At 63.2% G+C, this 26,664-nt stretch carries 28 protein-coding genes; 22 read left to right on the top strand and 6 right to left on the bottom strand.

Annotated elements, in window-relative coordinates:
- Positions 1 to 2 precede the first annotated feature (2 nt).
- The 13 genes from proB to QFZ88_RS12220 all read left to right on the top strand — a co-directional run bounded on the left by proB (position 3) and on the right by QFZ88_RS12220 (position 12,594).
- Positions 3 to 1,142 (top strand): glutamate 5-kinase, encoded by a 1,140-nt coding sequence (gene proB, locus QFZ88_RS12280; protein WP_024923004.1) that lies wholly within the window; start codon positions 3 to 5, stop codon positions 1,140 to 1,142.
- Between the two features lie 3 nt (positions 1,143 to 1,145).
- Positions 1,146 to 2,432 (top strand): glutamate-5-semialdehyde dehydrogenase, encoded by a 1,287-nt coding sequence (locus QFZ88_RS12275; RefSeq protein ID WP_024923003.1) that lies wholly within the window; start codon positions 1,146 to 1,148, stop codon positions 2,430 to 2,432.
- 160 nt (positions 2,433 to 2,592) lie between these two features.
- Positions 2,593 to 3,180, top strand: a complete 588-nt coding sequence (locus QFZ88_RS12270; protein WP_024923002.1) for a nicotinate-nucleotide adenylyltransferase — start codon at positions 2,593 to 2,595, stop codon at positions 3,178 to 3,180.
- A 187-nt stretch (positions 3,181 to 3,367) separates the two neighbouring features.
- Positions 3,368 to 3,745, top strand: coding sequence for a ribosome silencing factor (rsfS, locus tag QFZ88_RS12265; protein ID WP_024923001.1), 378 nt, complete (start codon positions 3,368 to 3,370; stop codon positions 3,743 to 3,745).
- Between the two features lie 24 nt (positions 3,746 to 3,769).
- On the top strand, positions 3,770 to 4,252 hold the full coding sequence (rlmH, locus tag QFZ88_RS12260) for a 23S rRNA (pseudouridine(1915)-N(3))-methyltransferase RlmH (protein ID WP_024923000.1): 483 nt from the start codon (positions 3,770 to 3,772) through the stop codon (positions 4,250 to 4,252).
- A gap of 111 nt (positions 4,253 to 4,363) precedes the next feature.
- Complete coding sequence (locus tag QFZ88_RS12255; RefSeq protein ID WP_024922999.1) at positions 4,364 to 5,677, top strand: murein hydrolase activator EnvC family protein; 1,314 nt, start codon at positions 4,364 to 4,366, stop codon at positions 5,675 to 5,677.
- Position 5,678: 1 nt separating this feature from the next.
- Positions 5,679 to 7,010, top strand: a complete 1,332-nt coding sequence (locus QFZ88_RS12250) for a S41 family peptidase (protein WP_024922998.1) — start codon at positions 5,679 to 5,681, stop codon at positions 7,008 to 7,010.
- 151 nt (positions 7,011 to 7,161) lie between these two features.
- Complete coding sequence (locus QFZ88_RS12245; RefSeq protein WP_024922997.1) at positions 7,162 to 8,349, top strand: divergent polysaccharide deacetylase family protein; 1,188 nt, start codon at positions 7,162 to 7,164, stop codon at positions 8,347 to 8,349.
- 2 nt (positions 8,350 to 8,351) lie between these two features.
- The gene (locus QFZ88_RS12240) at positions 8,352 to 8,873 is read left to right on the top strand and encodes an RNA pyrophosphohydrolase (RefSeq protein WP_024922996.1); all 522 of its coding nucleotides are present in this window, start codon (positions 8,352 to 8,354) and stop codon (positions 8,871 to 8,873) included.
- 40 nt (positions 8,874 to 8,913) lie between these two features.
- Entirely contained in the window at positions 8,914 to 10,077 is a 1,164-nt protein-coding gene (alr, locus tag QFZ88_RS12235) for an alanine racemase (RefSeq protein ID WP_307417460.1), read from the top strand.
- Positions 10,078 to 10,359: 282 nt separating this feature from the next.
- Positions 10,360 to 10,776, top strand: coding sequence for a nucleoside diphosphate kinase regulator (gene rnk, locus QFZ88_RS12230; protein ID WP_024922994.1), 417 nt, complete (start codon positions 10,360 to 10,362; stop codon positions 10,774 to 10,776).
- Between the two features lie 14 nt (positions 10,777 to 10,790).
- Positions 10,791 to 11,318 (top strand): GreA/GreB family elongation factor, encoded by a 528-nt coding sequence (locus QFZ88_RS12225; protein WP_244431196.1) that lies wholly within the window; start codon positions 10,791 to 10,793, stop codon positions 11,316 to 11,318.
- 22 nt (positions 11,319 to 11,340) lie between these two features.
- On the top strand, positions 11,341 to 12,594 hold the full coding sequence (locus QFZ88_RS12220; RefSeq protein ID WP_024922992.1) for a D-amino acid dehydrogenase: 1,254 nt from the start codon (positions 11,341 to 11,343) through the stop codon (positions 12,592 to 12,594).
- Between the two features lie 41 nt (positions 12,595 to 12,635).
- On the opposite strand, the gene QFZ88_RS12215 is transcribed toward QFZ88_RS12220, so the two are convergent.
- The 3 genes from QFZ88_RS12215 to QFZ88_RS12205 all read right to left on the bottom strand — a co-directional run bounded on the left by QFZ88_RS12215 (position 12,636) and on the right by QFZ88_RS12205 (position 15,074).
- On the bottom strand, positions 12,636 to 13,028 hold the full coding sequence (locus tag QFZ88_RS12215) for a VOC family protein (protein ID WP_024922991.1): 393 nt from the start codon (positions 13,026 to 13,028) through the stop codon (positions 12,636 to 12,638).
- A gap of 7 nt (positions 13,029 to 13,035) precedes the next feature.
- A complete protein-coding gene (locus QFZ88_RS12210) occupies positions 13,036 to 13,668 on the bottom strand; it encodes a hypothetical protein (protein ID WP_036254053.1) in 633 nt (210 codons plus the stop codon).
- Between the two features lie 524 nt (positions 13,669 to 14,192).
- Complete coding sequence (locus tag QFZ88_RS12205) at positions 14,193 to 15,074, bottom strand: LysR family transcriptional regulator (RefSeq protein WP_024922989.1); 882 nt, start codon at positions 15,072 to 15,074, stop codon at positions 14,193 to 14,195.
- 184 nt (positions 15,075 to 15,258) lie between these two features.
- Here QFZ88_RS12205 and QFZ88_RS12200 point away from each other — a divergent pair, with 184 nt between their 5' ends.
- Positions 15,259 to 16,755 (top strand): CoA-acylating methylmalonate-semialdehyde dehydrogenase, encoded by a 1,497-nt coding sequence (locus QFZ88_RS12200; RefSeq protein ID WP_024922988.1) that lies wholly within the window; start codon positions 15,259 to 15,261, stop codon positions 16,753 to 16,755.
- A 47-nt stretch (positions 16,756 to 16,802) separates the two neighbouring features.
- On the opposite strand, the gene QFZ88_RS12195 is transcribed toward QFZ88_RS12200, so the two are convergent.
- Both QFZ88_RS12195 and QFZ88_RS12190 read right to left on the bottom strand, forming a co-directional pair.
- Positions 16,803 to 17,030, bottom strand: a complete 228-nt coding sequence (locus QFZ88_RS12195; protein WP_024922987.1) for a helix-turn-helix domain-containing protein — start codon at positions 17,028 to 17,030, stop codon at positions 16,803 to 16,805.
- The gene (locus tag QFZ88_RS12190) at positions 17,030 to 17,575 is read right to left on the bottom strand and encodes a DUF2975 domain-containing protein (RefSeq protein WP_024922986.1); all 546 of its coding nucleotides are present in this window, start codon (positions 17,573 to 17,575) and stop codon (positions 17,030 to 17,032) included. Before QFZ88_RS12190 ends, QFZ88_RS12195 begins: the two co-directional genes overlap by 1 nt.
- Positions 17,576 to 17,652: 77 nt before the next feature.
- Here QFZ88_RS12190 and QFZ88_RS12185 point away from each other — a divergent pair, with 77 nt between their 5' ends.
- The gene (locus QFZ88_RS12185) at positions 17,653 to 18,243 is read left to right on the top strand and encodes a hypothetical protein (RefSeq protein WP_024922985.1); all 591 of its coding nucleotides are present in this window, start codon (positions 17,653 to 17,655) and stop codon (positions 18,241 to 18,243) included.
- Positions 18,244 to 18,451: 208 nt separating this feature from the next.
- Positions 18,452 to 18,769, top strand: coding sequence for a hypothetical protein (locus tag QFZ88_RS12180; RefSeq protein ID WP_024922984.1), 318 nt, complete (start codon positions 18,452 to 18,454; stop codon positions 18,767 to 18,769).
- 23 nt (positions 18,770 to 18,792) lie between these two features.
- Here the strand turns inward: QFZ88_RS12180 and QFZ88_RS12175 are convergent, their stop codons facing one another.
- A complete protein-coding gene (locus tag QFZ88_RS12175) occupies positions 18,793 to 19,464 on the bottom strand; it encodes a GntR family transcriptional regulator (RefSeq protein WP_024922983.1) in 672 nt (223 codons plus the stop codon).
- An 815-nt stretch (positions 19,465 to 20,279) separates the two neighbouring features.
- Here QFZ88_RS12175 and QFZ88_RS12170 point away from each other — a divergent pair.
- From QFZ88_RS12170 to QFZ88_RS12145, 6 genes are all read left to right on the top strand, one after another.
- Entirely contained in the window at positions 20,280 to 21,182 is a 903-nt protein-coding gene (locus tag QFZ88_RS12170; protein WP_024922982.1) for a branched-chain amino acid ABC transporter permease, read from the top strand.
- A gap of 4 nt (positions 21,183 to 21,186) precedes the next feature.
- Positions 21,187 to 22,578, top strand: coding sequence for a high-affinity branched-chain amino acid ABC transporter permease LivM (livM, locus tag QFZ88_RS12165; RefSeq protein WP_024922981.1), 1,392 nt, complete (start codon positions 21,187 to 21,189; stop codon positions 22,576 to 22,578).
- Positions 22,578 to 24,029, top strand: coding sequence for an ATP-binding cassette domain-containing protein (locus QFZ88_RS12160; RefSeq protein WP_024922980.1), 1,452 nt, complete (start codon positions 22,578 to 22,580; stop codon positions 24,027 to 24,029). Before livM ends, QFZ88_RS12160 begins: the two co-directional genes overlap by 1 nt.
- The gene (locus QFZ88_RS12155; RefSeq protein WP_024922979.1) at positions 24,029 to 24,757 is read left to right on the top strand and encodes an ABC transporter ATP-binding protein; all 729 of its coding nucleotides are present in this window, start codon (positions 24,029 to 24,031) and stop codon (positions 24,755 to 24,757) included. The genes QFZ88_RS12160 and QFZ88_RS12155 overlap by 1 nt, the downstream gene beginning before the upstream one ends.
- Positions 24,758 to 24,775: 18 nt before the next feature.
- Positions 24,776 to 25,123, top strand: a complete 348-nt coding sequence (locus QFZ88_RS12150; RefSeq protein ID WP_024922978.1) for a DUF6867 family protein — start codon at positions 24,776 to 24,778, stop codon at positions 25,121 to 25,123.
- A 137-nt stretch (positions 25,124 to 25,260) separates the two neighbouring features.
- Positions 25,261 to 26,376 carry a branched-chain amino acid ABC transporter substrate-binding protein gene (locus QFZ88_RS12145; RefSeq protein ID WP_024922977.1) on the top strand — a complete coding sequence of 372 codons (1,116 nt, stop codon included), beginning with the start codon at positions 25,261 to 25,263 and terminating at the stop codon, positions 26,374 to 26,376.
- Positions 26,377 to 26,664 lie beyond the last annotated feature (288 nt).

The following is a 26,664-nucleotide window of genomic DNA, read 5'->3' as shown; positions in this document are numbered from 1 at the left end:
TCATGTCCGCGCAGTCCCTGAAGAAATATCGCCGCATCACGGTGAAGATCGGCTCGGCGTTGCTGGTCGACCGCACGACCGGTTTGAAACGCGAGTGGCTGGCCTCATTGGCGCAGGATGTCGGCACGCTGGCCGCCGGCGGAGCGGAGGTTCTCGTCGTGTCCTCGGGTGCGATCGCGCTCGGCCGCACCATTCTGGGACTGGGCAAGCGGGCGCTCAAGCTGGAGGAAAGCCAGGCCGCCGCCGCCGTCGGGCAGATCGCGCTTGCCGGCGCATGGTCGGACGCGCTTGGCGGCCACGGCCTGAAGTCCGGCCAGATCCTGCTGACGCTCGGCGATACGGAAGAGCGCCGTCGTTATCTCAATGCGCGGGCGACCATCTCGACGCTGCTGAAGATGAAGGCGGTGCCGGTCATCAACGAGAACGATACGGTGGCGACGTCCGAAATCCGCTACGGCGACAATGACCGGCTGGCGGCGCGGGTGGCGACGATGATGGGCGCCGATCTCCTCGTGCTGCTCTCCGACATTGACGGGCTCTATACGGCGCCTCCGGCGCGCGATCCCAATGCCGCCTTCATTCCAGTGGTCGAGCGCATCACGCCCGACATCGAGGCGATGGCCGGTGCCGCCGCCTCCGAATTGTCGCGCGGCGGAATGCGCACCAAGCTGGACGCCGGCAAGATCGCCAATGCCGCCGGCACGGCGATGATCATCACGGCGGGTACCAGGCTGTCGCCGCTGATGGCGATCGAACGTGGCGAACGGGCGACTTTCTTCAAGCCGAGCCCGACGCCGGTGAAAGGCTACAAGACCTGGATCGCCGGCCAGCTCGAGCCGGCCGGCCGGCTCACCGTCGATGCCGGCGCCGTCGGGGCGCTGATATCCGGCAAATCGTTGCTGCCGGCGGGTGTGAAGCTGGTCAGCGGCAATTTCGCGCGCGGCGACACCGTCGCTATCCTCTCGCCCGAGGGGCGCGAGATTGCCCGCGGGCTGGTTGCCTATGATGCGGCCGATGCCGTAAGAATCGCCGGCCTCAAGACAGCCGAGATCGAGGCGGTGCTGGGCTACGAGGCGCGTTCGGCGATGATCCATCGCGACGATCTCGTGGTGAGCCATGCCGGTGCCGACAGCGGAGAATGAGCCATGCTGAAGCTGCATGAAGGGTCGGTAGCCAATACGGTCACGCTGATGGCCGAACTCGGCCGCAAGGCGCGCGCGGCGGCCCGACCACTCGCCATCGCTTCCAGCGACCGCAAGAATGCCGCGCTGCTTGCGATGGCCGATGCGATTATGCGCAACGAGGCGGCGATCGTCGCCGCCAACGCAATTGATATGAAGAACGGCGAAGAAGCAGGCCTTTCGCCTTCGCTGATGGACAGGCTGAAACTCACTTCGGCGCGCATCAAGGCGATCAGCGACGGCATCCGCGAGATCGCGGCACTCAAAGACCCGGTTGGCGACGTGATCGCGGAATGGGACAGGCCGAACGGCCTGCACATCGAACGCGTGCGTACGCCGCTCGGCGTCATCGGCGTGATCTACGAAAGCCGCCCGAATGTCACCGCCGATGCCGGCGCCTTGTGCCTGAAGGCCGGCAATCCGGTCATCCTGCGCGGCGGCTCGGATTCCATCAATTCCTCTTCCGCCATTCATGCCTGCCTGGTGGAAGGGCTGAAGGCCGCCAATCTGCCCGAGGATGCGATCCAGCTGGTGCCGACCACGGATCGCGCCGCCGTCGGCGAGATGCTGAAGGGGCTTTCCGGCAATCTCGACGTCATCATCCCGCGCGGCGGCCGCAGCCTGGTCGAGCGTGTGCAGACGGAAGCGCGCGTCCCGGTGTTCGCGCATCTGGAAGGCATCTGCCATCTCTACATCGACAAGTCGGCAAAGCTCGACATGGCGGTGGCCATCGCCGTCAACGCCAAGATGCGCCGCACCGGCATCTGCGGCGCCGCCGAGACGCTGCTGGTCGACAGGGCGGTCGCTGGTACGCATCTCATTCCCATTTTGGAGGCCCTGCGCGTAGCCGGCTGCGAAATCCATGCCGAAGCCGATGTGCTGAAGGCCTTTGGCGATGCCAAACCCGCCACGGATGCCGACTGGGTGACGGAATATCTCGACGCCATCATCGCGGTGAAGCTGGTCGACGGTGTCGATGGCGCCATCGAGCATATCGAAACCTTCTCCTCGCATCACACCGAGGCGATCGTCGCCGAGGACGTGGCCGTCGTCGAACGGTTCTTCAACGAGATCGACTCGGCGATCCTCCTGCACAACGCCTCGACCCAGTTCGCCGATGGCGGCGAATTCGGCATGGGCGCCGAGATCGGCATCGCGACCGGCAAGATGCATGCGCGCGGGCCGGTTGGCGTCGAACAGCTGACATCGTTCAAGTACCGGGTGCGCGGCAACGGGCAGGTGCGGCCGTGAAGGAGATTGTTGCTCTCCCTTGTTTGGGGAGAGTGGCGGGTGCCGCGAGCTTGGTTTGGGGGTAAAACTGATTTCCGACGCGCCTCAGGCCGGCTCCGCTTCACGGATCGACGCTTCCCATGTGGGTAAGGGCGAGGCGGTCGCCTCCCGATATCTGCGGATGCCCTATGCCGAGAAAGGCATGCAGATCGGTCTGTTCGGCGGCTCGTTCAATCCCGCCCATGCCGGGCATGCGCTGGTGGCAGAGATCGCTCTCAGGCGCCTGGCGCTCGACCAGCTCTGGTGGATCGTCACGCCCGGCAATCCCCTGAAAAGCACGCGCGAACTGGCGCCGCTTGCCGAACGCATCAGGCTTTCGGAAAAGATTGCGCAGAACCCCCGCATCAAGGTGACTGCCTTCGAGGCAAGCCACCATATCCGCTATACGGCCGACACGCTGGCGCTGGTGCGGGCCAAGAACCCGGGCATCGACTTCGTCTGGATCATGGGAGCGGATTCGTTGCGCGATTTCCATCGCTGGCAACGCTGGCGCCAGATCGTGATGACCTTTCCGATCGCCGTCATCGACAGGCCGGGTTCGACGCTGTCCTTCCTGTCCTCGGTCGTCGCCAAGACCTTCGACTACGCCCGCGTCGACGAGGGCGATGCGCCGATCCTGGCGCGCATGAGGGCGCCGGCCTGGACCTTCATCCATGGCCCGCGTTCGCTCTTGTCTTCGACCGAGATCAGGCAGGCGGCAAAGAAATAGTCCTCCGCTTTGCCTGCGGGTTGATGACGCCCTGCGGGCGTGTCCGCGTTAACGCGAAGCGTTTGTCTTGAAAGTGCAATGCGACTCTGCCTATCTAAGTGGTGTCACCTGCGTTGCCGGTGATTTGGTTGTTCTTCTCGTGAAAGGAAAGACACTGAGAACAGCACTGCGGAAGAAGGCCGACATCGTGCCTTCGGCGGCCGGGATAGGCGGCATCGACGCCTCGGCCCGCGCCATCAAGACAGTCCTTGCCAGTCTGGAAGACTCCAAGGCCGAAAACATCGTCCCCATCGACATCCAGGGAAAATCGAGCCTCGGCGACTATATGGTCATCGCGTCGGGCCGCTCGAACCGTCATGTGACGGCGGTTGCCGACCATCTCCTCAAAGCGCTGAAGGACGCCGGCTTGGGCGACGCGCGCGTCGAGGGTCTGGCCAGCGCCGATTGGGTGCTGATCGATTCCGGCGATGTGATCGTGCACGTCTTCCGTCCAGAGGTTCGTGACTTCTACAATCTTGAAAAGATGTGGTTGGCACCCGATCTCGAGGAAGAGACCCTCCACTGAGCCGTTAGGCTCCGCGAGGCAGGGATGAAGATCATCGTACATGCCGTGGGCCGGATGAAAGCCGGCCCCGAAAGAGAATTGGCCGCTCGCTATTTCGACCGTTTTGCCAAAAGCGGAGCCGCGATCGGCCTCGAGTTTTCCGGCGTCACCGAAATCGCCGAAAGCCGCGGCCAGACGGCCAGCGAGCGCCGGCGCGAGGAAGGCCAGCGCCTGCAGACGCAGCTTCAGCCCGGCGGCGCGCTGGTGTTGCTGGATGAGCGGGGCCGCACCTTTTCGTCCGAGGAATTCGCCGGCCGTCTCGGCCTGTTCCGCGACGGCGGGCGTCGCGCGCTGGTGATTGCGATCGGCGGCGCCGACGGCCACGACCAGTCGCTGCGCGATCAGGCCGATCTTGTCGTGTCGTTGAGCGCCATGACCTGGCCGCACCAGCTCGTGCGGGTCATGCTGGGCGAACAGCTCTACCGCGCCGCCACGATCCTTGCCGGCCATCCTTACCATCGCTCCTAGAGCGCTGATCCGATTTTCGCCCCATTGCGGTTCGAGAAGCCCAGAAGGTGGGTGAGCGAATAATTATGGTTGATGGTTCGTTAACGAAGCCGCGAATACAGTCGGGCTTCCATGGTAGAGCGTGAAAAGTCGAGATCGGGCATCATGCGCGGTTGCTTCATTGCAGCTGCGTTCGTCATGTCGTCTTCGGCTCACGCACAAAACACCCCCGAAACGCCGCCCGACGCGGACCAGAACCGGGCGGAATATGAGCGGGTATCCAAGGAGATCACCCTGTCGGGCGAGCGGCTTGGCAAGCTCGCCGCCGATATCGCCACGGTGAAGAAGGATTCCGCGTCGATTACCGCGGCCCTTATCCAGTCGGCCAAGACCGAGCAGAAGCTCAGCCAGGACATCGAGGAGATCGGCACCAGGCTGGGTGGCTTCAAGGACCAGGAAAAAAAGCTGCGCGAATCGCTGGCTTCGCGCCGCGACGTGCTGGCCGAGGTGCTGGGCGCGCTGCAACGCATGGGCCTCAATCCGCCGCCGGCGATCCTGGTCCAGCCGGAGGATGCGCTGTCCTCGGTGCGCAGCGCCATCCTGCTTGGCGCCGTCGTGCCGGAACTGCGGCACCGCGCCGACGTGGTGATGGCCGAACTGGCGGAACTTTCCAAGGTGACGGCTTCGATCGAGGCCGAGCGGGCGCGCCTCGCCGCCGCGGTCACGGATCAGCTCGCCGAGAAGCAGCGACTCAACCTGTTGCTGCAGACCAAGGAGAAGCTTCAGGCCGATACCGAAACGGCTCAGGCGGACGAGCAGAAGCGGGCGCGGGAACTGGCGGCCAAGGCCTCCAGCCTCAAGGACCTGATCGCCTCGCTCGACGCCGAGGCGGACAAGACACGCAAAGCCGCGGAAAAGGCAAAGCAGGATGCGATCGACAAGGCGAACGCCGATGCAGTCGCTGCCGCAACCCCGGTTCCGGAAGCCAATCGCCTGGCATCGGTATCGCCGTTTTCGGCGATGCAAGGGCAGGTTGCCCTGCCGGTTACCGGCAAAATGCGACGCCGGTTCGGAGGCGAGGACGGCAGCGGCGGCATCATGCAAGGCGACATGGTTGCGACACAATCGGGAGCCATCGTCACCGCACCGGCGGATGGAAGCGTTCTTTATGCGGGGCCGTTTCGCTCGTATGGCCAACTCTTGATCCTGAACGCCGGCGACGGCTATCATGTCGTGTTGGCGGGAATGAGCAAATTGAACGTAGCGGCTGGCCAGGCCGTGCTCTCGGGCGAACCGATTGGCACCATGGGCGAAGCCCGGGTGGCGAGCACGTCTGCAGCGCAGAATGGAAATGCCACGCCGGAACTCTACATCGAGTTCCGCAAGGATGGAAAACCTGTCGATCCTAACCCATGGTGGGCGGATCGATTCTCTGGAAGGACGTGAAATGATGCGGAAAGTGTCGCTCTTGTTCGCCGGCGCGCTGATGGGCGCGTCAGCCATGAGCCTGGTTTATGGCGTACCCAGCACAGCGGCGAACGCGGCGGGCTCGGAGACCTACAAGCAGCTCGCCATCTTCGGCGATATCTTCGAGCGTGTGCGCGCCCAGTATGTGACGCCTCCGGATGACAAGTCGCTGGTGGAGAACGCCATCAACGGCATGCTGTCGTCGCTCGATCCGCACTCGTCCTACATGAACGCCGATCAGGCGCAGGACATGCGCGTGCAGACCAAGGGCGAGTTCGGCGGTCTCGGCATCGAAGTGACGATGGAGAACGATCTCGTCAAGGTGATCACTCCGATCGACGACACACCGGCCGCCAAGGCCGGCGTGCTTGCCGGCGACTATATCGCTAAGATCGACGGCCAAGAGGTGCGCGGCCTGACGCTGAACGACGCGGTCGAGAAGATGCGCGGCGCGGTCAACACGCCGATCAAGCTGACGATCCTGCGCCAGGGCGCCGACAAGCCGCTCGACATCACGGTGGTGCGCGACATCATCAAGGTCAAGGCGGTGAAGTTCCGGGTCGAGAACGATGTCGGCTACATGAAGATCACCTCGTTCACCGAGAAGACCTATGACGATCTCGAGAACGCCATCGCCGAGATCAAGAAGCAGATTCCGAAGGACAAGCTGAAAGGCTATGTGCTCGACCTGCGGCTCAATCCGGGCGGTCTGCTCGATCAGGCGGTTTCGGTTTCCGACGCCTTCCTGAAGCGTGGCGAAATCGTCTCGACGCGCGGCCGCGATCCGAAGGACGTGACCCGCTTCGACGCCAAGACCAAGTCGAACGACGAGATCGACGGCAAGCCGCTGGTGGTCCTCGTCAATGGCGGTTCGGCGAGCGCCTCGGAGATCGTCGCCGGTGCCTTGCAGGATCTGAAGCGCGCCACGGTGGTGGGCACGCAGTCCTTCGGCAAGGGCTCGGTGCAGACCATCATTCCGCTTGGCGAAAATGGCGCGCTGCGCTTGACGACGGCGCTCTATTACACGCCGTCGGGCAAGTCGATCCAGGGCAAGGGCATCACGCCCGATGTCAAGGTCGATCAGCCGGTGCCGGCGGAATTGCAGGGCCGCGACCTGACCCGTGGCGAATCGGACCTGAAGGGCCACATCAAGGGCGCCGAGGAAAGCTCGCAGGGCTCGGGCTCGGCAGCCTATGTGCCGCCGGATCCGAAGAACGATCTGCAGCTCATCTTCGCCGAGCAGCTGCTGCGTGGCGAGAAGACCGATCCGTCCTTCCCGCCGAACCCGGACAAGGCGGTGATGAACCAGTAAGGACCGGCCCGGAGCGAAGGCTCGGGCTGTCACCGTCCGGCTGGCGCAACACAGCGCTGGTCGACCGATTGAAGCAATGCGATGCTGCCGGAACCGCAAGGTTCCGGCAGTTTGATTCGGGGGCCTGTGCAGGCGCGCAGGGGTTGGCGGCTTGGCTGAATTCACCAAGGAGATCGAACGACCGCTTGGCCAATCGGCCGGGCCGCGCGCGCCGCGTGCGGCAAGCCGGTTCAGTGGCGGCCAGATCGCCGCTGCCCTGGCTGTCCTGGCGGTGCTCGGGGCTTCGGCGATGATTGCTTTTGGCGAGAAGCCGTTCCGCAAGCCGGAGGTTGTCGCCACGCCCGCGCCGAAACCGGACGCGCCGGCCGAGACCGGGAAAGTAGCGCAGGCAACGCCCGCCAATCCGGCCAAGCCTGCCTCGTCCCGTCCGGCCACTTCCGCCGAAGGCCCCAAGATCATTCGCGTGCAGCCGGTCGAATCCGGCGGCCAGGCCGGCATCGTCATTCAGGATGCCTCCGCCGTCGGCCAGAACCTTTCGGTCGCACATCTGCCGGACAAGGCATTGATCGAAGACAGCGAGACCGGGCCGCTGCCGATCCGCTCGGCCGATGGCCGGCGCCCGTTCGACGTCTACGCGCGGCCATGGTCCGGGGCTCGCGGCGCCCGTGTCGCCATCGTCATCGGCGGGCTTGCCGTGTCGCAGACCGGCACGCAGTCGGCGATCGCCAAATTGCCTGGAGAAGTGACCCTGGCCTTCGCCTCGCAGGGCAACAGTATCGGTCGCTGGATGCAGGAGGCGCGCCGGCGCGGACATGAAGTCGTCATGCAGGTGCCGTTGGAGCCGTTCGACTATCCGAATGTGAACCCCGGTCGCAACACGCTGACCGTCGACGCCACGCCGGACGAGAACCTCAAAAACCTGCGCTGGGTTCTGTCGCGAACCACGAACTACACGGCGGTCATGAACTATATGGGCGCGCGTTTCGCCACCGACACCGAGGCCTTCGGCCCGATCATGGCGGAACTGGGCAAACGCGGCATCGGCTATCTCGACGACGGCTCGTCGGCGCGCAGCGTCGCGCCCGATCTGGCGCTGAAGGACGGGGTGCCGCTCGCGGTCGCCGATACCGCCATCGATGCGATACAGGACCGTGGCGCGATCCTGAAAAAACTCGACCAGCTTGAAGCGACGGCACGCTCGAAGGGTTACGCCATCGGCACCGGGTCCGCCTTCAATGTGACGATCGACGCGGTCGCGTCCTGGGTCAACGAGGCCAAGAAACGTGGCATCGAGATCGTACCGATCTCGGCCGTGGCGAACGATCCCGAGCGGAAATGAGCATGGCAAACAAGAAACCGGTCGATCCCGAAACGCTGCCCTATCGCCCCTGCGTCGGCGTGATGGTGCTGAACGCGCAGGGCCTGGTCTGGGTCGGCCATCGTATCGCCGAGCCGGACAGCGAATTCGCGGGTACCACGCAGCTCTGGCAGATGCCGCAAGGCGGTATCGACAAGGGCGAGGAGCCGCTCGCGGCCGCGAAACGCGAGATCTATGAGGAGACGGGCATGAAAAACCTCGATCTCCTCGCCGAAGCGCCAGACTGGATCAATTACGATCTGCCGCGCGACCTGGTCGGCATCGCCTTCAAAGGGCGCTATCGCGGCCAGACGCAGAGATGGTTCGCATTTCGCTTCCGTGGCGAGGAAAGCGAGATCAAGATCAATCCGCCGCCCGGCGGGCATGAGGCCGAGTTCGACGAATGGGGCTGGCGCCCGATGCAGGACCTGCCTGGCCTGATCGTGCCGTTCAAGCGCAAGGTCTATGAAGAGGTCGTTGCGGCCTTCCGGCATCTGGTGGCATAAGCGTTCAGGAAGCCAATCGTATTGCCGCACGGGGTCGAAGATGATCGATGCCGCCAGCATTGCCGGAGCCAGACCACCCGAATTGACCAAATCGACAATCCATGCGCCCGCCCAGCCCGATGAAGCGGCGGCCGGCGCTATCCTCACCATCGATCTTTCCGCCATTCGCGAAAACTACCGGCGCCTCAAGGCGCGGCTCGACGGCGTCGCCTGTGCCGGCGTCGTCAAGGCCGACGGCTATGGCCTGGGCGCGGTGGAGGTGGCGAAAGCCCTTCGCAAGGAAGACTGCGACACCTTCTTCGTCGCGCATCTTTGGGAAGGCATCGTGCTGCGCGCCGGCCTCGGGTCCGAGCCGACGATCTTCGTGCTGCACGGCCTGCTGCCCGGATCGGAGGAAGAGGCGCTCGATGCGGCGCTGATCCCCGTCATCAACAGCAGCGGGCAGCTTGCCGCGTGGCGGAAGCTGGCGCAGCGAAAAGGCCTGACATTGCTCGCTGCCGTCCAGGTGGATAGCGGCATGTCGCGGCTCGGCATGGCGCCGGTCGAGGTGGAGGCGCTTGCGGCCGACCCATCGCGTTTCGACGGCATCGATGTCAGGCTGGTGATGAGCCATCTCGCCTGTGCCGACGAGCCGGAACGCGACGCCAACGAAGCCGAGCGGCTGGAGTTCGAGCGGCTGCGCAAGATGCTGCCGCCGGCCCCGGTCTCCTTCGCCAACTCTTCCGGCATTTTCCTCGGCAAGCCCTATCATCACGATCTGGCCAGGCCGGGCGCCGCGCTCTACGGCATCAATCCGACGCCGGGGCACAAGAACCCGATGCTGCCGGTGGTGACACTGGAAGCCAAGGTGATCCAGACCCGGCAAATCGATGCAGGAACCGGCGTCGGTTATGGCCACACTTTTCACGCAACCGGCCCGCTCGCGATGGCGACGATCGCGCTCGGCTATGGCTGGCATCGCCGCACGTCTGCCGCCGCCTTCTTCGACGGTGTCGAACTGCCCTTCATCGGCCGGGTCTCGATGGATTCGATCATCCTCGATATTTCGGCGCTGCCGGACGGACGCCTGAAGGAGGGCGATCTGGTCGAGCTGATCGGTCCGTCGCATCCGCTCGACACGGTGGCCGATGTCGCCGGTACGATCGGCTACGAGGTGCTGACCAGCCTCGGCCATCGCTTCCACCGGCGCTACATCGGCGGCTGAGCGGCTTTGCCATGCTTGACAAGCCAGCCTGTGTCGGCAAGGCTCGCCGCATGAGCACCGTTGCCCATAACCGGACCTGTTTCAGGATCTGCCCCATCGCGGGAGCGTAGCCCCGGCGCGGACGCCTTTGCGCGTCCGTCCGTACCGGGGCGCATTTCAACACGACATCTGAGTTTCGAGCCGAAGGCGTGAAAGTGCGCGTCGGTTCGATTTGAGGCCGCCATATGCGTGCGGTCAGCCGCGCATCGCCTCGATGCGCCCATCCAACATGAGAGGTTTACCATGCAAAGATCAATCAAGGTTCGTCCACCTGACACCATCCTGGTGACCGCGACCGACCACGGTCGCCTGACCGGACTGGCGCGGGCATCGCTCGACCGTTTGCCCGACACCGCGGAAGAACTGCTTTCCGAAATGGATCGCGCAACGGTGGCCGCCGCCGGCGCGATGCCCGACAATGTGGTGCGTATGGGCTCCACCGTCAGAGCGCGGAACGGCGACGGCGCCGAGCAACACATGACACTGGTCTATCCCGCCGAAGCCGACATCGCCGCGCAACGCATCTCGATACTCACCCCGCTCGGTACGGCGCTGATCGGCGCGCAGGTTGGCCACCGCGTGCACTGGGCGACCCGCGATGGCCGCGAAATGGCGCTCGACATCGTCGCCGTCGAGCCGCCGCCGGCGGAGCGGTTGTGATGCGGGAGATGGCCATGACAACTTGCCGCCTGACCACCAAGGATTTCGCCATACTGGAAACGCTGCTGGAGCGGAAACGCGCGCTGGGCGATCCGCTGGCCGCCGTGCTGGAAAAGAAGCTCGCCAACGCCAGCGTGGTGCTCATCGGTTCCGTCGATCCGGATGTGGTGACGATCAACAGCCGCGTCACTTTCCGCGTCGACGGCAAGGCGGCCGAGACGCGCACGGTGATCCAGAACGAGGCGCGCGGCGTTGTCGGCGGCAGCCTGTCGATGACGACGCCATGGGGCCTGTCGCTGCTTGGCATGACGGAAGGCGAAACTACCCTGGTCGAGCGGGCGGAAGGCGAAACCGAGCAGATCCGGGTGGTGAAGGTGCTGTTCCAGCCGGAAGCGGCGCTTCGTGCGAGTGTTGCCCGGCCCAGCCGACCGCGACTGCGGCTGGTCTACAGTGCCAATAGCGTTGTGCCACCTCTTGGCGCGGTTGCGGAAATGCGGCAGACAGAGGGCAAGGACGACCCGGATGGCCCAACGGCGGCGTGACAGGGCGACTAGGAGCGGGACTATGAGAATTCTGGTGCTTGGCAGCGGCGTCATCGGTGTGACGGCCGCCCATTATCTGGCGGAAGCCGGCCATGAGGTGACGGTGGTGGACCGCCAAAGCGGGCCGGCGCTGGAAACCAGCTTCGGCAATGCGGGCGAAGTGTCGCCGGGTTATTCGTCGCCCTGGGCCGGTCCCGGCGTACCGATCAAGGCGATCAAGTGGCTGCTGATGCATTTCGGGCCGCTGGTGATCCGGCCGAAGGTCGATCCGGCGATGATTTCCTGGGTGCTCAAGATGCTGCGCAACTGCACCGAGGCGCGCTACGCCGTGAACAAGGCGCGCATGGTGCCGATCGCCGAATACAGCCGCGATTGTCTCAAGGCCCTGCGCGCCGAAATCGGCATCCAGTATGACGACCGCGCCCAGGGCACCTTGCAATTGTTCCGCACCCAGAAGCAGCTCGACGGCACCGCCGGCGACATCGAGGTGCTGAAGCAGTTCGGCGTGCCTTATGAAGTGCTCGATCCGGCCGGCTGCATCGGCGCCGAGCCGGCATTGGGCAACGTCAAGGGCAAGTTCGTCGGCGGTCTGCGCCTGCCCGGTGACGAAACAGGCGACTGCAAGATGTTCACCGAACGGCTGGCCGAACATGCCGCCAAGCGCGGTGTGCGCTTCCGCTTCAACACCACGATCAAGGGCATCGCCACCGAGGGCGGCCGAATCGCCGGCGTCGATACCAGCGAGGGGCTTTTGACGGCGGACGCCTATGTCTGCGCGCTGGGCAGCTATTCGCCGATCATGCTGAAGCCGCTTGGCCTTTCGATTCCCGTCTTTCCGATCAAGGGCTATTCGATCACCGTGCCGATCAGCGACGCTGCCGGCGCACCGGAATCGACCGTCATGGACGAGACCTACAAGGTGGCGATCACCCGCCTCGGCGACCGTATCCGCGTCGGCGGCACCGCCGAGATTTCCGGCTACGATCTGGCGCTGCGGCCCGCCCGGCGGGCAACGCTGGAACATTCCGTCACCGATCTGTTCCCGCGCGGCGGCGATGTCTCGAAGGCGAGCTTCTGGTGCGGGCTCAGGCCAATGACGCCGGACGGTCCGCCGATCATCGGCAAGACCCGTTTCGACAATCTCTTCCTGTCCACCGGCCACGGCACGCTGGGCTGGACCATGGCCTGCGGCTCGGGACGGGTGCTCGCCGACGTCATTTCAGGCAAGAAGCCTGACATCGACGTCAGCGAACTCAATATGTCGCGCTACGCCTGAGGCGTGCGCCGAAGCAGTTTCGGCGCACCGCCCCTCCGTCGCTATTTCTTCAGCGAACGCGGCTGCTCTTCCGACTGATACATCGAGATCTGGTGGCCGTCCGGGTCGGCGATTTCGGCCGACCATCCCCCGGGGGCGTGGCTCACTGGCGTGACGATGGTGGCGCCTTTGGCTGCCAGTCCGGCGACGACGTCGTCGATGCCGCCTTCGGCGATTTCGAAGACGATGATCGGCGAATTGCCGGGTCGCGATTCCTTCTGGAAGAAGATCAGCTCGATGCCGTTGGCGGTCTGCGCCGTCAGCCAATCGTGGCCGTCGCCGTCGTCGCCCATGTTCTGGACTTCGAGGCCGAGAACGTCGCGATAGAACGCTTCGGTGCGGCCGATGTCGGAAACGAAATAGCAGATGGTGCCAAGTTTTCTGTTGCGAAACACGGGATGTCTACTCCTGGTTTGAGGGTTTGCGTTCGCACTGTTGCCGCGCCATCCCGATTTGTGAGGGAAGGCTCACCAAAAAAAGATGACCGTCGGGATCGTGGCTGGCGAGCAGCACGCCATCGCGGCGCGCCGGCCCGAGCAGCGCGCGGCGGATGCGGCCGAAATGAAGCGTGCCGTCGAGACCGGATAATTCTTCGAGCTGATTTCCACCGGCGTCGCGCCAGCGCCGCCTGATCTCGGCGATGCGCTGCCGCAAGGCAGGGTCCGACAGGCGCAGCAGCCAGGCGATTTCCTGCCGTGTATGGCCGGTGAGCGCCAGGAGCGCGGTGGTTTTGAGCGCCGAGGGCAGTGCGACGACGAAAGCCCTCGGCATGTCCTCGCGCGCGACCGATGCCATGGGCTCGGCCTGCCAGCGGGTTTCGCGATGGCGCCGGCGGACGGCGGCGCGGGCATCGAATGCCGCGCGCTTGCGCAGCGCGCCTTGCAGCCATTTGCGGTTGTCGGGGCAGGAAAGATCGGCACGACCGGCTTCGATCGCCGAAAGCAGCACCGTCTGCAGGAGATCCTCCGCCTCGTCAGGCCGTCGCGCAGCGCGGCGGGCCTGGCGCAGCAATTCGACATAGGGTCGTGACAACACTTTGTTTCCCCAAGCACGAAATGTGCGGCCAAGCTAAAGAAACAGGGGGCGGTCTTCTTCGACAAGCCCTTGAGGAAAGAAATCATCCTTTTATTTCAATTGACTATCCGATCGCGCATTAAATTTCCCGGCAATTCTTTCCACACCCTTCCTGGCCTGCGGCATCCTTGCGCCTGAAAGCCGTCCTCAACGGGAACCTGGTGCGCACCGGGTATCAGGGAGGACGTCGGTGCCGGACTGGCAGCGCTAACGGTGGCGTTGTCTGGTGACGAGCCCTAAGTCCGGGCCCTGGAAAAACCCGGCCGCCGCGAATGGCGGCTTTGAGGCCCGAAGTCTGCCGTCGCGAATGACGTGCGAGGTCGGTCCGGGGCAAGAACACCGGCGGGGCGCCCGGAAGGCGCCAGCATTAGAATAGTGTGAGGCACCGACCCGGCGCCCCGCTTCCCGACTTCTCCCGCAACGGGAGTGTTCTTTGACAATGGCCAGGGCGGATTTTCCGCAGCGTGGCGATGAAGAAGTGTGGCTTACAAAAACAGGGCGCGGTCCTTTTCAACGAGCCCGGCAATGAAGGCGGCGACGACCTGAATGCGCCGCAGCTGGCGGACACTTTCATGATAGACCAGCCAGTAGGCGCGGCGGATCGGGGTGGCTGCTTCCACGGGGACCAGTTCCGGCATTGAGCGGGCGACGAAAGTATGCAGGATGCCGACGCCAGCACCGGACCGTACCGCCTCCGCCTGGCCGAGCGCCGAGGAGATGGCGAAAGTGGAATGCCAGTCCGGACTGAACTCGGCCGCGTAGTCGAGCGACTGGCTGACGATGAGGTCAGGCACATAGCCGATCAACGGATGTTGCTGCAGTTCGGCCTTGCTCGCCGGCAGGCCGTGCTTTTCGGCATAGGCGCGCGAGGCATAGAGGCCGAGCGTGTAATCGACCAGCTTGCCGGCAACCAGTCGCCCCTCGGTCGGCCGTTCGACGGTGATCGCGATGTCGGCCTCTCGGCGCGACAGCGAGAAGGAGCGCGGCACCGGCACGAGTTGGATCGTGAGTTCGCGATGCAGTGCGGTCAGCGCGCCAAGCCGCGGCGCGAGATAGGCGACGCCGAAGCCGTCGGGCGCGCCGATGCGCACGGTGCCGGAAATGTCGTCGCCTTCGCCGGCCACCGTCGAGCGCGCGGCGATCATCTCCGCTTCCATGCGCTCGGCAATGTCGAGGAAGCGTTCTCCGGCCGGCGTCAGCTCGGAACCGGTGGTAAGCCGGCGAAACAGTTTGGTCCGCAAGGCCTCTTCGAGCGCGGCGATGCGCCGCGAGACCGTGGCATGGTTCAACTCGAGGCGTTTTGCGGCGCCCAGGATCTGGCCCGAGCGGGCCACGGCCAGGAAGATACGCACGTCATCCCAATTCATGATGCCTCCGGGCGGGTGGGCTTGCCTGTATTCCGGACGAAACGAACCATCGGCATCTTTGCGCTGTTTGATGCTTCTGTCCAGTTCGGTATTTAATCCTTGCACAACGGCTGCGATTTCCCTCGCGTTGCGTTCCGATCCTCAAAGGCAGACAATGGCCTCATCAAAATCCAGGGAGAGAACCATGATCGAATACGGTCATTTCGTCGGTGGCAAGCGCGTCGCCGGTACGAGCGGACGCAAGCAGGACGTGATGCAGCCGATGGACGGCTCGGTGCGCGGCACGGTCGCGCTGGCCTCCAAGTCGGAGCTGCGCGCCGCTGTCGAAAACGCCAAGGCGGCACAGATAAAGTGGGCGGCGGTCAATCCGCAGCGCCGCGTGCGCGTGCTGATGAAGTTCCTGGAACTCGCCAACCGCGAATATGACTCGCTGGCCGAAATCCTGGCGCGTGAGCACGGCAAGACCATCGCCGACGCCAAGGGCGACATCCAGCGCGGCCTCGAAGTGGTCGAGGTCTGCATCGGCGCGCCGCATATGATGAAGGGCGAGTTCACCGACGGCGCCGGCCCCGGCATCGACGTCTATTCGATGCGGCAGCCGCTCGGTGTCGTCGCCGGCATCACCCCGTTCAATTTCCCGGCGATGATCCCGCTCTGGAAGATCGCCCCCGCGATCGCCTGCGGCAACGCTTTCATCCTGAAGCCTTCCGAGCGCGATCCGGGCGTGCCGCTGCGCATCGCCGAGCTGTTCATCGAGGCCGGCCTGCCGGAGGGCGTTCTCAACGTCGTCAACGGCGATAAGGAAGTGGTCGACGCCATCCTCGACGATCCGGACATCAAGGCCATCGGCTTCGTCGGCTCGACGCCGATCGCGCAATACATCTACTCGCGCGGCTGCGCGGCCGGAAAGCGCGTGCAGTGCTTCGGCGGCGCCAAGAACCACATGATCATCATGCCCGATGCCGACATGGACCAGACGGTCGATGCGCTGATCGGCGCCGGCTACGGTTCGGCTGGCGAGCGCTGCATGGCGATCTCGGTTGCGGTTCCGGTCGGCAACGATACCGCGAACCGGCTGATGGAAAAGCTGATCCCGCGCGTCGAGAGCCTCAAGGTCGGTCCGTCGACCGATTCGTCGGCCGATTTCGGCCCGGTGGTGACCGCGCAGGCGCTGGAGCGCATCAAGGGTTACGTCGACATCGGCGTCAAGGAAGGCGCCAAGCTCGTCGTCGACGGTCGCGGCTTCAAGATGCAGGGCTACGAGAACGGCTACTATATGGGTGGCTGCCTGTTCGACAATGTGACGCCGGACATGCGCATCTATCAGGAAGAGATCTTCGGGCCGGTGCTTTCGGTGGTGCGCGCCCCGCGCTACGAGGACGCGATCAAGCTCGCCAACGACCATGAGATGGGCAATGGCGTCGCCATCTTCACCCGCGACGGCGATGCGGCGCGCGATTTCGCCAGCCGCGTGCAGGTCGGCATGATCGGCATCAACGTGCCGATCCCGGTGCCGATCGCCTATTACACCTTCGGTGGTTGGAAGGCGTCGTCCTTCGGCGATCTCAACCAGCACGGCCCGGACGCGTTCCGCTTCTACACCAAGACCAAGACGGTCACCTCGCGCTGGCCGTCGGGCGTCAAGGATGGTGCCGAGTTCGTCATTCCCACGATGAATTGACGACAGCCAATCTCGAAAATGAAACGGGCGCCATCGGCGCCCGTTTTTTATGCATCATCCTCTTCCTCGGCCCCTGGCCGATATTCGAGCAAATCCCCCGGCTGGCAGTCGAGTTCGGCGCAGATGCGCGCCAGTGTCGGGAAGCGCACGCCCTTCACCTTGCCGGATTTCAGCAGCGACAGGTTCTGCTCGGTGATGCCGATCTTGGCGGCGAGTTCCTTGGAGCGCACCTTGCGGCGCGCCAGCATGACGTCGAGATTGACGATGATCGGCATCAGACGAACCGCCTGTTCTCGTCTTCGATTTCGGCGGCGACCGTCATCAGATGCCCGCACATCACCAGCACGCCGGATACCAGCAAGGTGAACAATTCGGGCGTCCCGAAGCCGATGGAGAGGAAGCGCTGGCCGGGCGGCATGTCGATCGACAAAACGAGCGAGACGACCGGACGCGAGACCAGCATGACGAGTGCATTGATGAAAAAGGCGATGCCGGCCCGCCGTAGCCAGCGCGCGGCTTCAATGCCAATCGTCTCGCGGCGGCCGATATCGCGGAGGGCTGCCCATAGTCCCAGCAGGCCCGCGACCATCGGAACGGTCTGAACCAGGAAGATCGCCACCAGCAGCCATGTCGAGATGTCGGAGCTGTGGGCAGGAGTGGCAAAGCCGTATTGCTGCGCGGCGAACGGGCCAATCCGTTCCGGTTCCATAAGCGCCCATCCCAGCCCAACGGCCACGACGCCGAGGACGATCACGACGATCGCCGCGACCAGATATTCCAGCTGCCGGCTCAGCCGGCGGGCCCGTTCTCGTTCCGCCATTTCATGGTCCTTCTTTTATCGGTTGCATTTATTATCGTAAAACAATAATTATTGGCTGTCAAATATGGATTCCCCTCATGATCAAACATGTATTTCGTGTCAGCGCATTGGTTGCCGCGCTTTTGGCGGCCGGCTGCGCATCCATCACGCCATCGGCACTGGTCAGACTGGCTACCATGGACCCACTTGCGGCCGATCCCGCGGTGCTCAGCGTTGCCGCGGTGATGCCGGCCGCCCTGAAACTGCGCAACGCCGATGTCGTGCTGGACTTTTCGCTGGAAGCGCCGGCGCCTTATGGACCGGTGCACGAGGTGGTGCCGCTTGAGATCGTCGATGGCGACGCAACGCCAGGTGTCGTCGCCAGCCCAACCTTCGAACATATCCAGCAGGCACGTATCGCCAGGGCCGATGTCGAGAGGCTTTCGGCGGGCCTGGCAAAGGCGCGCGCCTTCCGCGCGACCGGGCGCAGTGACGGCAAAGGTAGCATTACAGTGACAATCAAGGGCGGCTGCCGGGCCGGTGCCGTCGGCAACGGGCCGCTGATTGCCGCCATTCACATGCGCAGCAAGCCCGGCGAAAAGTTCTTTCCCCTGACGACGTCGATCGATCTGCGCAAACTGCTGGGCGATGCGGCCATTGCAATGTTGCCGGCGTGTCGGGGCGGATGATCTCGGCGCTTTCTTAGGCCGATGCTTGTTTCCGCAACGGCGCCTACCCATATCGATTCATAGAGCCCCAGCGATAGCTCGGGGCATGAACCGGAAACCAGAAGGAGCGACGCGATGAAGTCGTCGAACCAGGCCTGGAGCGTACCGGCACACTGAGGCGGCCCATATGCCTCTCCTTGCCGGCATGCGCAGGCAAAGGAGGTGCCTTATGGCACGCTATTTCACGTTTCGATGGATCAGAATGGGCTTGGTTGGCGTCTTGCTGGCGCTGCCGAGTGCTCCGGCGCAGGCTCAGGTTGCCTGCGGACCGCACGATCTTGTCGTGACCCGGCTTGGCCAGCTCTTCCAGGAGCGGCAGACTGGCTATGGTCTTGCCGGACAAGCGGTCATTGTCGAGATCTATGTGTCGACGAGCGGCACCTGGACGATGCTGGTGACCGATGTTGCTGGCCGAAGCTGCATCGTGGCGGCTGGCGATGGCTGGGAGAATACGGTTCCGGTCGCCAGCAAAGGGCGCGCTGCCTGATCCGCCACTGCGGCGGAACGAATTCACCGCATCGCGGCGGCCTGAGCGTGCAGGCGAAGCAGCGCCATGAGCCGGTCCGCTTCGGCGGCGGCGGCGTCTTCGTCTCGTTCCAGGATGGCGCGGATCAAGGTGACATGATTGCCGGCGGCTTCGGCAAGGCCGGTGCCGCTCTGGAAGCGGAACCAGAAGCGACGGCTGTGCGTCTGCAGGGGGGCGACGAGCCTGGCAGCATATTGATTGTCGGTAGCCGCCGCCATCACCTCATCGAGCGATTTGTCTGCTTCGAGGTAGCCGATGACGTCGTTGGTGACGACCGCGTCATGCATGGCCAACGCCGTCGCTTGCAGACGGGCGGCGATGTCCGGCGTGGCGAAACGCGCGACCGAGCGCGCGAGGATGATTTCGATGCCACGTCGCGCGTCGAGTACTTTCAGCCAGTCGCCCGCATGGAGGGGGGCGATTTCGAGACCAGCGCGGGGGCGAACAGAAATGAGCCCCTCCCAGGCAAGGCGCTGGATCGCCTCTCGGACAGGGGTGCGACCGAGCGACAATTTTTCGATGAGCGCCCGTTCGGTGGTGAGACTGCTGGGTGCCAATTCGAGCGTGACGATCATTTTTTCGAGCGCGTGATAGGCTTTCGCGCTGACCGATTCAGCGGTTTCAGCGCGCTCGGTTTCAAGCTCGACGGTGTTCAAGGCTGCATCATCCGATTGATATATTTTTGATATATCAAGCCGACAAACCAATTGACAGAAGGAATTTCGTCAAGATATATCAGTGATATATCAGATGGGGAAAACCTTGTGGGAGGGGTTATCGCCAGTGCTTGGGGCAGGATCGTCGCGACTGGTTTGTGCGGTGACGGCTGGGCGATGCGGTATCGCTGGCGGGTCGATGTGCCTGGGGCCGCACAACGCTCCTCTTGCGACGGCGGGCGCATGTTGAGGACGACGGGCGTCATGTCCGGGCGTCCGATCGGCGATGCCACGCTGTGCAAGCGCAGCTCCGGTAGAGCTCCGTCTTTTCTTCTAAATTTCTACAGGCAAGCCGGTTCAATGGCACCGGGCGCGTCCAGTCGTGGCTGGTCGGCGTTGCGGCAAGGGACGTGTCGCATGCCGGCGAATCCGCGCCGGGCCGATATACAGACCGCGTGCAACGGTTTGATCGTTAAGTATGGGGCCGGAACAGTTTCGCCGGTGAAGAAGGAGGAAAAACGATTAGGCGCCAATGTGCAACAATCTGTCTAATCAACCGATTTTGAAGACGAAAGTTTCGAAAAGGGGTGCAAAATAATTCGGAATCGTCAAAGACATTGCTTTGTGCCAATGATACGGTCCGCAGTAGTCCACGAACCGGGCAACGATAAAATGGCAATCGCAAGGCACGTTGAAAACACGCGCCGGGCGATGAATAATTCGCCATTGCAATCCAGGTTTGAAGTCTTGGGACCAGGGGAAATACGAGAAGAAACGCGTCCGGGCCGGCGACGTTTCAGGGGAGCCTCCGTAATATGCAGTACTTCGTCCAGCAGCTTGTAAACGGGCTGACACTCGGGTCCATCTATGGGCTCATCGCGATCGGCTACACGATGGTCTACGGCATCATCGGCATGATCAACTTCGCCCATGGTGACATTTTCATGGTCGGTGCGTTCACCGCCCTGATCGTCTTTCTGATCCTGGGCGCGGCCTTCGGCTCCGTGCCGGTCGTCATCGCCCTTCTGGTGATGATGGTCGTGGCGATGCTGCTCACCAGCCTCTACAACTGGACGATCGAAAAGGTCGCCTATCGCCCGCTGCGCGGCTCGTTCCGCCTCGCTCCGCTGATCACCGCCATCGGCATGTCGATCGGCCTGTCGAATTTCGTGCAGGTCACCCAGGGCCCGCGCAACAAGCCGATCCCGCCGATGGTGTCGGAAGTCTACAACGTTGCCGGCATCTCGATCTCGCTGAAGCAGATCATCATCGTTGTGGTTACCGCGGCGCTGCTGGCGCTGTTCTGGTATCTGGTCAATCGCACCGCACTTGGCCGCGCTCAGCGCGCCTGCGAGCAAGATCGGAAGATGGCCGCGCTGCTCGGCGTCGACGTCGACCGCACCATCTCGATCACCTTCATCATGGGCGCCTCGCTGGCTGCTGTCGCAGGCACGCTGTTCCTGATGTATTACGGCGTCGTGTCCTTCTCCGACGGCTTCGTGCCGGGCGTGAAAGCCTTCACGGCTGCGGTTCTCGGCGGCATCGGCTCGCTTCCCGGTGCCGTGCTCGGCGGCCTGCTCATCGGCTTCATCGAGAGTATGTGGTCCGCCTATTTCTCCATCGATTACAAGGACGTCGCCGCCTTCTCCATCCTGGCGATCGTGCTGATCTTCCTGCCTTCCGGCATCCTCGGCCGGCCTGAAGTCGAAAAGGTCTGAGTCCATGGCCGTTACCGTGTCCAACACTCGCGACGAAGTCGCGAACCCGCTCGCTCGCGCCTTCCGCGAGGCGATCTATGCCGGCCTCGTCGCGTTTGGCCTGTTCGTTTTGTTCATCGGTCTGAGGACCGACCAGAACATCCGCAACGAACTGGTGCTGCTGCAGCGTTGGGGGCTGCTCGCCGCCGTGGTCTTCGCCACCGCACTAGGGCGCTTCCTCTATGTCGGCTTTGTCCAGCCGGCCATGGAGCGCGCCAAGGCCGAAAAGGCCAAGGCGCCGGCGGCCGTTGCCGAGCCGGGCTTCATTCGCCGTAATTTCAACTCCATCGGCATCGGCGTTCTGCTGATCTATCCCGTCGTGGTGGTTCTGCTGGTCGGTTTCCAGGGATCGCTGAAATGGGTGGACAATTTCGGCATCCAGATCCTGATCTATGTGATGCTGGCCTGGGGCCTGAACATCGTCGTCGGCCTGGCCGGCCTGCTCGACCTCGGTTATGTCGCCTTCTACGCGGTCGGCGCTTACGCCTACGCGCTGCTCGGCACGCATTTCGGCCTGTCTTTCTGGATCCTGCTGCCCGCAGCCGGGATCATGGCGGCCTTCTGGGGTGTGCTGTTGGGTTTCCCGGTGCTGCGTCTGCGCGGCGACTATCTGGCCATCGTGACGCTTGCCTTCGGTGAGATCATTCGTCTGGTGCTGATCAACTGGCGTGACATCACCAACGGCTCCGCCGGCGTTTCCGGCATTCCGAAAGTGTCGTTCTTCGGCCTGTTTACCTTCAACGTCTCGGACCCGAACTACATCTCCAAGGTGCTGGGCATTGCCCAGTCGGGTGCCTACTACAAAATCTTCCTCTACTACCTCATCCTGGCACTGGCGCTGTTCACCGCCTTCGTCACCATCCGGCTCAGGCGCATGCCGGTGGGGCGCGCCTGGGAAGCCCTGCGCGAAGATGAGATCGCCTGCCGCTCGCTCGGCATCAACACCACCACCACCAAGCTGACCGCCTTTGCAACGGGCGCCATGTTCGGCGGCTTTGCCGGCGCGTTCTTCGCGGCGCGCCAGGGATTCGTCTCGCCGGAATCCTTCGTCTTCATCGAATCGGCGATCATCCTGGCGATCGTCGTTCTGGGCGGCATGGGCTCGCTGAGCGGCATTGCGGTCGCCGCGGCGGTCATGATCGGCGGCACCGAAATCCTGCGTGAACTGGACTTCCTCAAGGTTTTGTTCGGGCCGGACTTCACGCCTGAGCTCTACCGTATGCTCCTGTTCGGCATGGCCATGGTCATCGTCATGTTGTGGAAGCCACGCGGCTTCGTCGGCAGTCGAGAACCGACAGCGTTCCTGAGAGAACGAAAAGCGGTTTCAGGCTCCTTCACCAAGGAAGGACACGGCTGATGAACGCGAGCCCTCCCATGAACAAGACACTTCTCCAAGTCGAACACCTGTCGATGAAGTTCGGCGGACTTGTCGCCATCGGCGACCTGTCCTTCGAGGCCAGGCGCGGCGAGATTACCGCGCTGATCGGCCCGAACGGGGCCGGCAAGACCACGGTGTTCAATTGCATCACCGGCTTCTACAAGCCGTCCGAAGGCATGATCCGCTTCACCGGCGAGAGCGGTTCGGAGTTCCTCTTGGAGCGGATGCCCGACTTCCAGATCACCGCCAAGGCCAAGGTGGCTCGTACCTTCCAGAACATCCGCCTGTTCTCGGGCATGACGCTTCTGGAAAATCTCCTGGTGGCGCAGCACAACAAGCTGATGAAGGCCTCCGGCTACACGATCATGGGCCTGGTGGGGCTCGGCGGTTATCGCAAGGCATCAGCTGAATCCGTCGAACTGGCCAAACATTGGCTGGAGAAGGCCGACCTGATGGATCGCGCCGACGATCCGGCCGGCGACCTTCCTTATGGCGCGCAGCGCCGGCTCGAGATCGCGCGAGCGATGTGCACGGGCCCGGAATTGCTCTGTCTCGATGAGCCGGCAGCCGGTCTCAATCCGAAGGAATCGCTGGCGCTCAACGAACTCCTGATGGACATCAAGAACAATACGGGCACCTCGATCCTGCTGATCGAGCACGACATGTCGGTGGTCATGCAGATTTCCGACCACATCGTCGTCCTGGAATACGGCCGCAAGATTTCCGATGGCGATCCGGCCCATGTCCGGTCCGATCCCAGGGTCATCGCCGCCTATCTCGGCGTCGACGACGAGGAAGTGGAAACAGTGCTCACCGACGTCGGTGACGAGAACGTCCTCGAGCGACTGGATGGCCATCCGGATGTTGCGCACGGCCCCAGCACCTCTGCCTCGATGCTCGCCGGCCCGATCAGCGACACGATCGACCACAACGACGGCGAGAGGGTGACCGTTTCGAAGGGGGCTTCCAAGGCAGCGCTGGTCGAGGCACAGATAGCAAGTGCCGCGGCGCGGAAACCTGCCACGCGAAAAGCGGCTTCGACGAAGCCGGCGGCGAGCAAGACAGCCGGCGGCGCGGCCAAAGCGACAGCCGGCATTTCCAATCGACTGGACGCCCCGCGTGGCGGCAAGGCGGACAATCTCACCCGCATCAAGGGCATCGGCTCGGTCAACGAGAAGAAGCTGAACGATCACGGTATCTACCACTTCGATCAGATCGCGGCGTGGAAGAAGGCGGATGTCGTAGCCGCCGAGGCCTATCTGGCCTTCGACGGGCGCATTGCGCGCGAAGAGTGGATCAGTCAGGCCAAGCTGCTTGCAAAGGGGAAGGAAACCGAGTTCTCGCGTCGCGTCGACGCTGGCAAGGTTGCGACAAGCCACACGTCGGCGCCGGCAAAGCCCGCGGCAGGCAAGCGCGGAGGGCGTAAATAATGGCTGGTGCACCGCTGCTCGATATCAAGGGCGTCCACACTTATTATGGGAACATTCGGGCGCTCAACGGCGTCAATGTCAGTGTCAACCAAGGCGAGATCGTTGCGCTGATCGGCGCCAACGGCGCCGGCAAGTCGACGCTGATGATGACCATTTTCGGCGCGCCGCGTGCGCGCACGGGGTCCATCACTTTCGCCGGCACCGACATCACTGAAATGCCGACGCACGAGATCGCCAGACTTCGCATCGCGCAGTCGCCGGAAGGACGCCGTATCTTCCCGCGCATGACCGTGATGGAAAACCTGCAGATGGGCGCCGGCCTCGACAACCTCAAACACTACGCCGAGGATGTCGAGAAGGTGTTCCAGTTGTTCCCGCGGCTCAAGGAACGCATCAGCCAGCGTGGCGGTACGCTTTCCGGTGGCGAACAGCAGATGCTGTCGATCGGGCGCGCGCTGATGGCGCGGCCGAAACTGCTCCTGCTCGACGAGCCGTCGCTGGGCCTCGCGCCGCTGATCGTCAAGCAGATCTTCGACGCCATCCGCGAGCTCAACCGCACGCAGGGTCTCACCGTGTTCCTTGTCGAACAGAACGCTTTCGGCGCGCTGAAGCTCGCCACGCGCGGCTACGTCATGGTCAACGGCAATGTCACGATGAGCGGCACCGGCAAGGAGCTTCTCGCCAATCCGGAAGTGCGCGCCGCCTATCTCGAAGGCGGACATCACTGAGCTCAAGGGGTCTTCATCATGCAAGGTATTATTTATGAAGAAGCCTCCATCTGGCAGTTCTTCTTCGTCACTTGTCTCCTCGGCGGCTGGGCTGCCTGGATGACCGGCAAGGCCTGCGCCCAGACATGGCGCACCAAGCTCATGCTCTTTTTCTACATCCTGGGCCTTGGGATCGGCGTGCGCTTCATCCATCACGCGCTGTTCGAGGGCACGATGTTCACGCTGCAATATTACATCGTCGACACGATCGTGCTGATGGTTCTGGCCTTCCTCGGCTATCAATACACACGCACCAACCAAATGGTTACACAGTACAACTGGCTCTACGAAAGAGCTTCTCCGTTGAGTTGGAAGCCTAAAGGTTGATGTTCATGATTAACGCCGTTTCGGGGAAGAATCGGCGTGACAAGGCCCCAAAAAGGGGCAAAGTACGTTTTCTGCGATCGGGGTGGGCATCGCATGAAAACATCATCATCGCCCACCCGGTAAATGGGAGCGTTTCAATGAAAAAATCACTTTTGTCCGCCGTTGCCCTGACCGCGCTGGTCGCGTTCAGCGGTAACGCGTGGGCTGACTTGCTGATCGGCGTCGCTGGCCCCATCACCGGCCCCAACGCCGCCTTTGGCGCGCAGTTGCAGAAGGGTGCCGAGGCGGCTGTTGCCGACATCAATGCCGCCGGTGGCGTCAATGGCGAACAGATCAAGCTGTCGGTCGGCGACGACGTCTCCGATCCGAAGCAGGGCATCTCCGTGGCCAACAAGTTTGTCGCCGACGGCGTCAAGTTCGTGGTCGGTCACTTCAACTCGGGCGTCTCGATCCCGGCTTCCGAAGTCTATGCCGAAAACGGTATCGTTGAAGTAACGCCTGCGGCCACCAACCCGAAGTTCACCGAACGCGGTCTGTGGAACGTGTTCCGCACCTGCGGCCGCGATGACCAGCAGGGCAGCATTGCCGGCAATTACATCGCCAAGAACTTCAAGGACGCCAAGGTTGCCGTCATCCATGACAAGACGCCCTATGGTCAGGGCCTCGCTGACGAAACCAAGAAGGCCATGAATGCCGCTGGCGTCAAGGATGTCATGTATGAAGGCGTGAATGTCGGCGACAAGGACTTCTCCGCTCTCATCGCCAAGATGAAGGAAGCCGGTGTGACCCTGATCTACTGGGGCGGCCTGCACACGGAAGCCGGCCTGATCATTCGTCAGTCGGCTGACCAGGGCCTGAAGGCCAAGCTGATGTCGGGCGACGGCATCGTCACCGACGAACTCGCCGCCATCGCAGGCGACGCGGTTGCCGGCACGCTCAACACCTTCGGTCCGGACCCGCGCCTCAACCCGGGCAACAAGGAACTGGTTGCCAAGTTCCGCGCCCAGGGCTTCGAGCCGGAAGCCTATACGCTCTACTCCTATGCGGCCACCCAGGTGATCGCGCAGGCTGCCGCCGCCGCAAAGTCGAACGATCCCAAGGAAGTCGCCAAGGCGATGCACGAGAAGGGTCCGTTCAAGACCGTTCTCGGCGAGCTCTCCTATGACGAAAAGGGCGATCCCAAGCTTCCCGGCTACGTCATGTACGAGTGGAAGAAGAAGGACGACGGCAAGTATTCCTGGTTCCAGCAGTAAACAGCTGACCACTTGCTACAACGATGCCCGGCGCCATGCGCCGGGCATTTTCTTTTTCCGGTTCGGGTTCATCGATAAAGGCGTCCGACGGCTGGCTGCCGGCGGATGATTATTTCGCCGTTCCTTGCCGCATGCCGTCGCGGAATTTCCGGTGGGCTTAGTGAATCCCGGCACCCCAACTGCCTGATCCGTGTTCAGTCGATATCGGCTGCTTATTTTGGTTGCACCGCAGCATTTTCACGCTAATCATGCGCCCGCCTTTCTTCCCTCGTTGGCTGGAGCATTCCC

It is taken from the genome of Mesorhizobium sp. YL-MeA3-2017, assembly GCF_030814575.1.
GTDB classification, from domain to species: Bacteria; Pseudomonadota; Alphaproteobacteria; order Rhizobiales; family Rhizobiaceae; genus Mesorhizobium; species Mesorhizobium terrae.
This window is presented reverse-complemented; position numbering and strand designations above follow the sequence as displayed.

Bases quoted from the DNA above. Each gene is read 5' to 3' on its own strand.
- proB (WP_024923004.1), top strand. From the start codon at position 3: ATGTCCGCGCAGTCCCTGAAGAAATATCGCCGCATCACGGTGAAGATC.
- QFZ88_RS12275 (WP_024923003.1), top strand. From the start codon at position 1,146: ATGCTGAAGCTGCATGAAGGGTCGGTAGCCAATACGGTCACGCTGATG.
- QFZ88_RS12270 (WP_024923002.1), top strand. From the start codon at position 2,593: ATGCCCTATGCCGAGAAAGGCATGCAGATCGGTCTGTTCGGCGGCTCG.
- rlmH (WP_024923000.1), top strand. From the start codon at position 3,770: ATGAAGATCATCGTACATGCCGTGGGCCGGATGAAAGCCGGCCCCGAA.
- QFZ88_RS12255 (WP_024922999.1), top strand. From the start codon at position 4,364: ATGGTAGAGCGTGAAAAGTCGAGATCGGGCATCATGCGCGGTTGCTTC.
- QFZ88_RS12250 (WP_024922998.1), top strand. From the start codon at position 5,679: ATGATGCGGAAAGTGTCGCTCTTGTTCGCCGGCGCGCTGATGGGCGCG.
- QFZ88_RS12240 (WP_024922996.1), top strand. From the start codon at position 8,352: ATGGCAAACAAGAAACCGGTCGATCCCGAAACGCTGCCCTATCGCCCC.
- alr (WP_307417460.1), top strand. From the start codon at position 8,914: ATGATCGATGCCGCCAGCATTGCCGGAGCCAGACCACCCGAATTGACC.
- rnk (WP_024922994.1), top strand. From the start codon at position 10,360: ATGCAAAGATCAATCAAGGTTCGTCCACCTGACACCATCCTGGTGACC.
- QFZ88_RS12225 (WP_244431196.1), top strand. From the start codon at position 10,791: ATGACAACTTGCCGCCTGACCACCAAGGATTTCGCCATACTGGAAACG.
- QFZ88_RS12220 (WP_024922992.1), top strand. From the start codon at position 11,341: ATGAGAATTCTGGTGCTTGGCAGCGGCGTCATCGGTGTGACGGCCGCC.
- QFZ88_RS12205 (WP_024922989.1), bottom strand. From the start codon at position 15,074: ATGAATTGGGATGACGTGCGTATCTTCCTGGCCGTGGCCCGCTCGGGC.
- QFZ88_RS12200 (WP_024922988.1), top strand. From the start codon at position 15,259: ATGATCGAATACGGTCATTTCGTCGGTGGCAAGCGCGTCGCCGGTACG.
- QFZ88_RS12195 (WP_024922987.1), bottom strand. From the start codon at position 17,030: ATGCCGATCATCGTCAATCTCGACGTCATGCTGGCGCGCCGCAAGGTG.
- QFZ88_RS12190 (WP_024922986.1), bottom strand. From the start codon at position 17,575: ATGGCGGAACGAGAACGGGCCCGCCGGCTGAGCCGGCAGCTGGAATAT.
- QFZ88_RS12185 (WP_024922985.1), top strand. From the start codon at position 17,653: ATGATCAAACATGTATTTCGTGTCAGCGCATTGGTTGCCGCGCTTTTG.
- QFZ88_RS12180 (WP_024922984.1), top strand. From the start codon at position 18,452: ATGGCACGCTATTTCACGTTTCGATGGATCAGAATGGGCTTGGTTGGC.
- QFZ88_RS12170 (WP_024922982.1), top strand. From the start codon at position 20,280: ATGCAGTACTTCGTCCAGCAGCTTGTAAACGGGCTGACACTCGGGTCC.
- livM (WP_024922981.1), top strand. From the start codon at position 21,187: ATGGCCGTTACCGTGTCCAACACTCGCGACGAAGTCGCGAACCCGCTC.
- QFZ88_RS12160 (WP_024922980.1), top strand. From the start codon at position 22,578: ATGAACGCGAGCCCTCCCATGAACAAGACACTTCTCCAAGTCGAACAC.
- QFZ88_RS12155 (WP_024922979.1), top strand. From the start codon at position 24,029: ATGGCTGGTGCACCGCTGCTCGATATCAAGGGCGTCCACACTTATTAT.
- QFZ88_RS12150 (WP_024922978.1), top strand. From the start codon at position 24,776: ATGCAAGGTATTATTTATGAAGAAGCCTCCATCTGGCAGTTCTTCTTC.
- QFZ88_RS12145 (WP_024922977.1), top strand. From the start codon at position 25,261: ATGAAAAAATCACTTTTGTCCGCCGTTGCCCTGACCGCGCTGGTCGCG.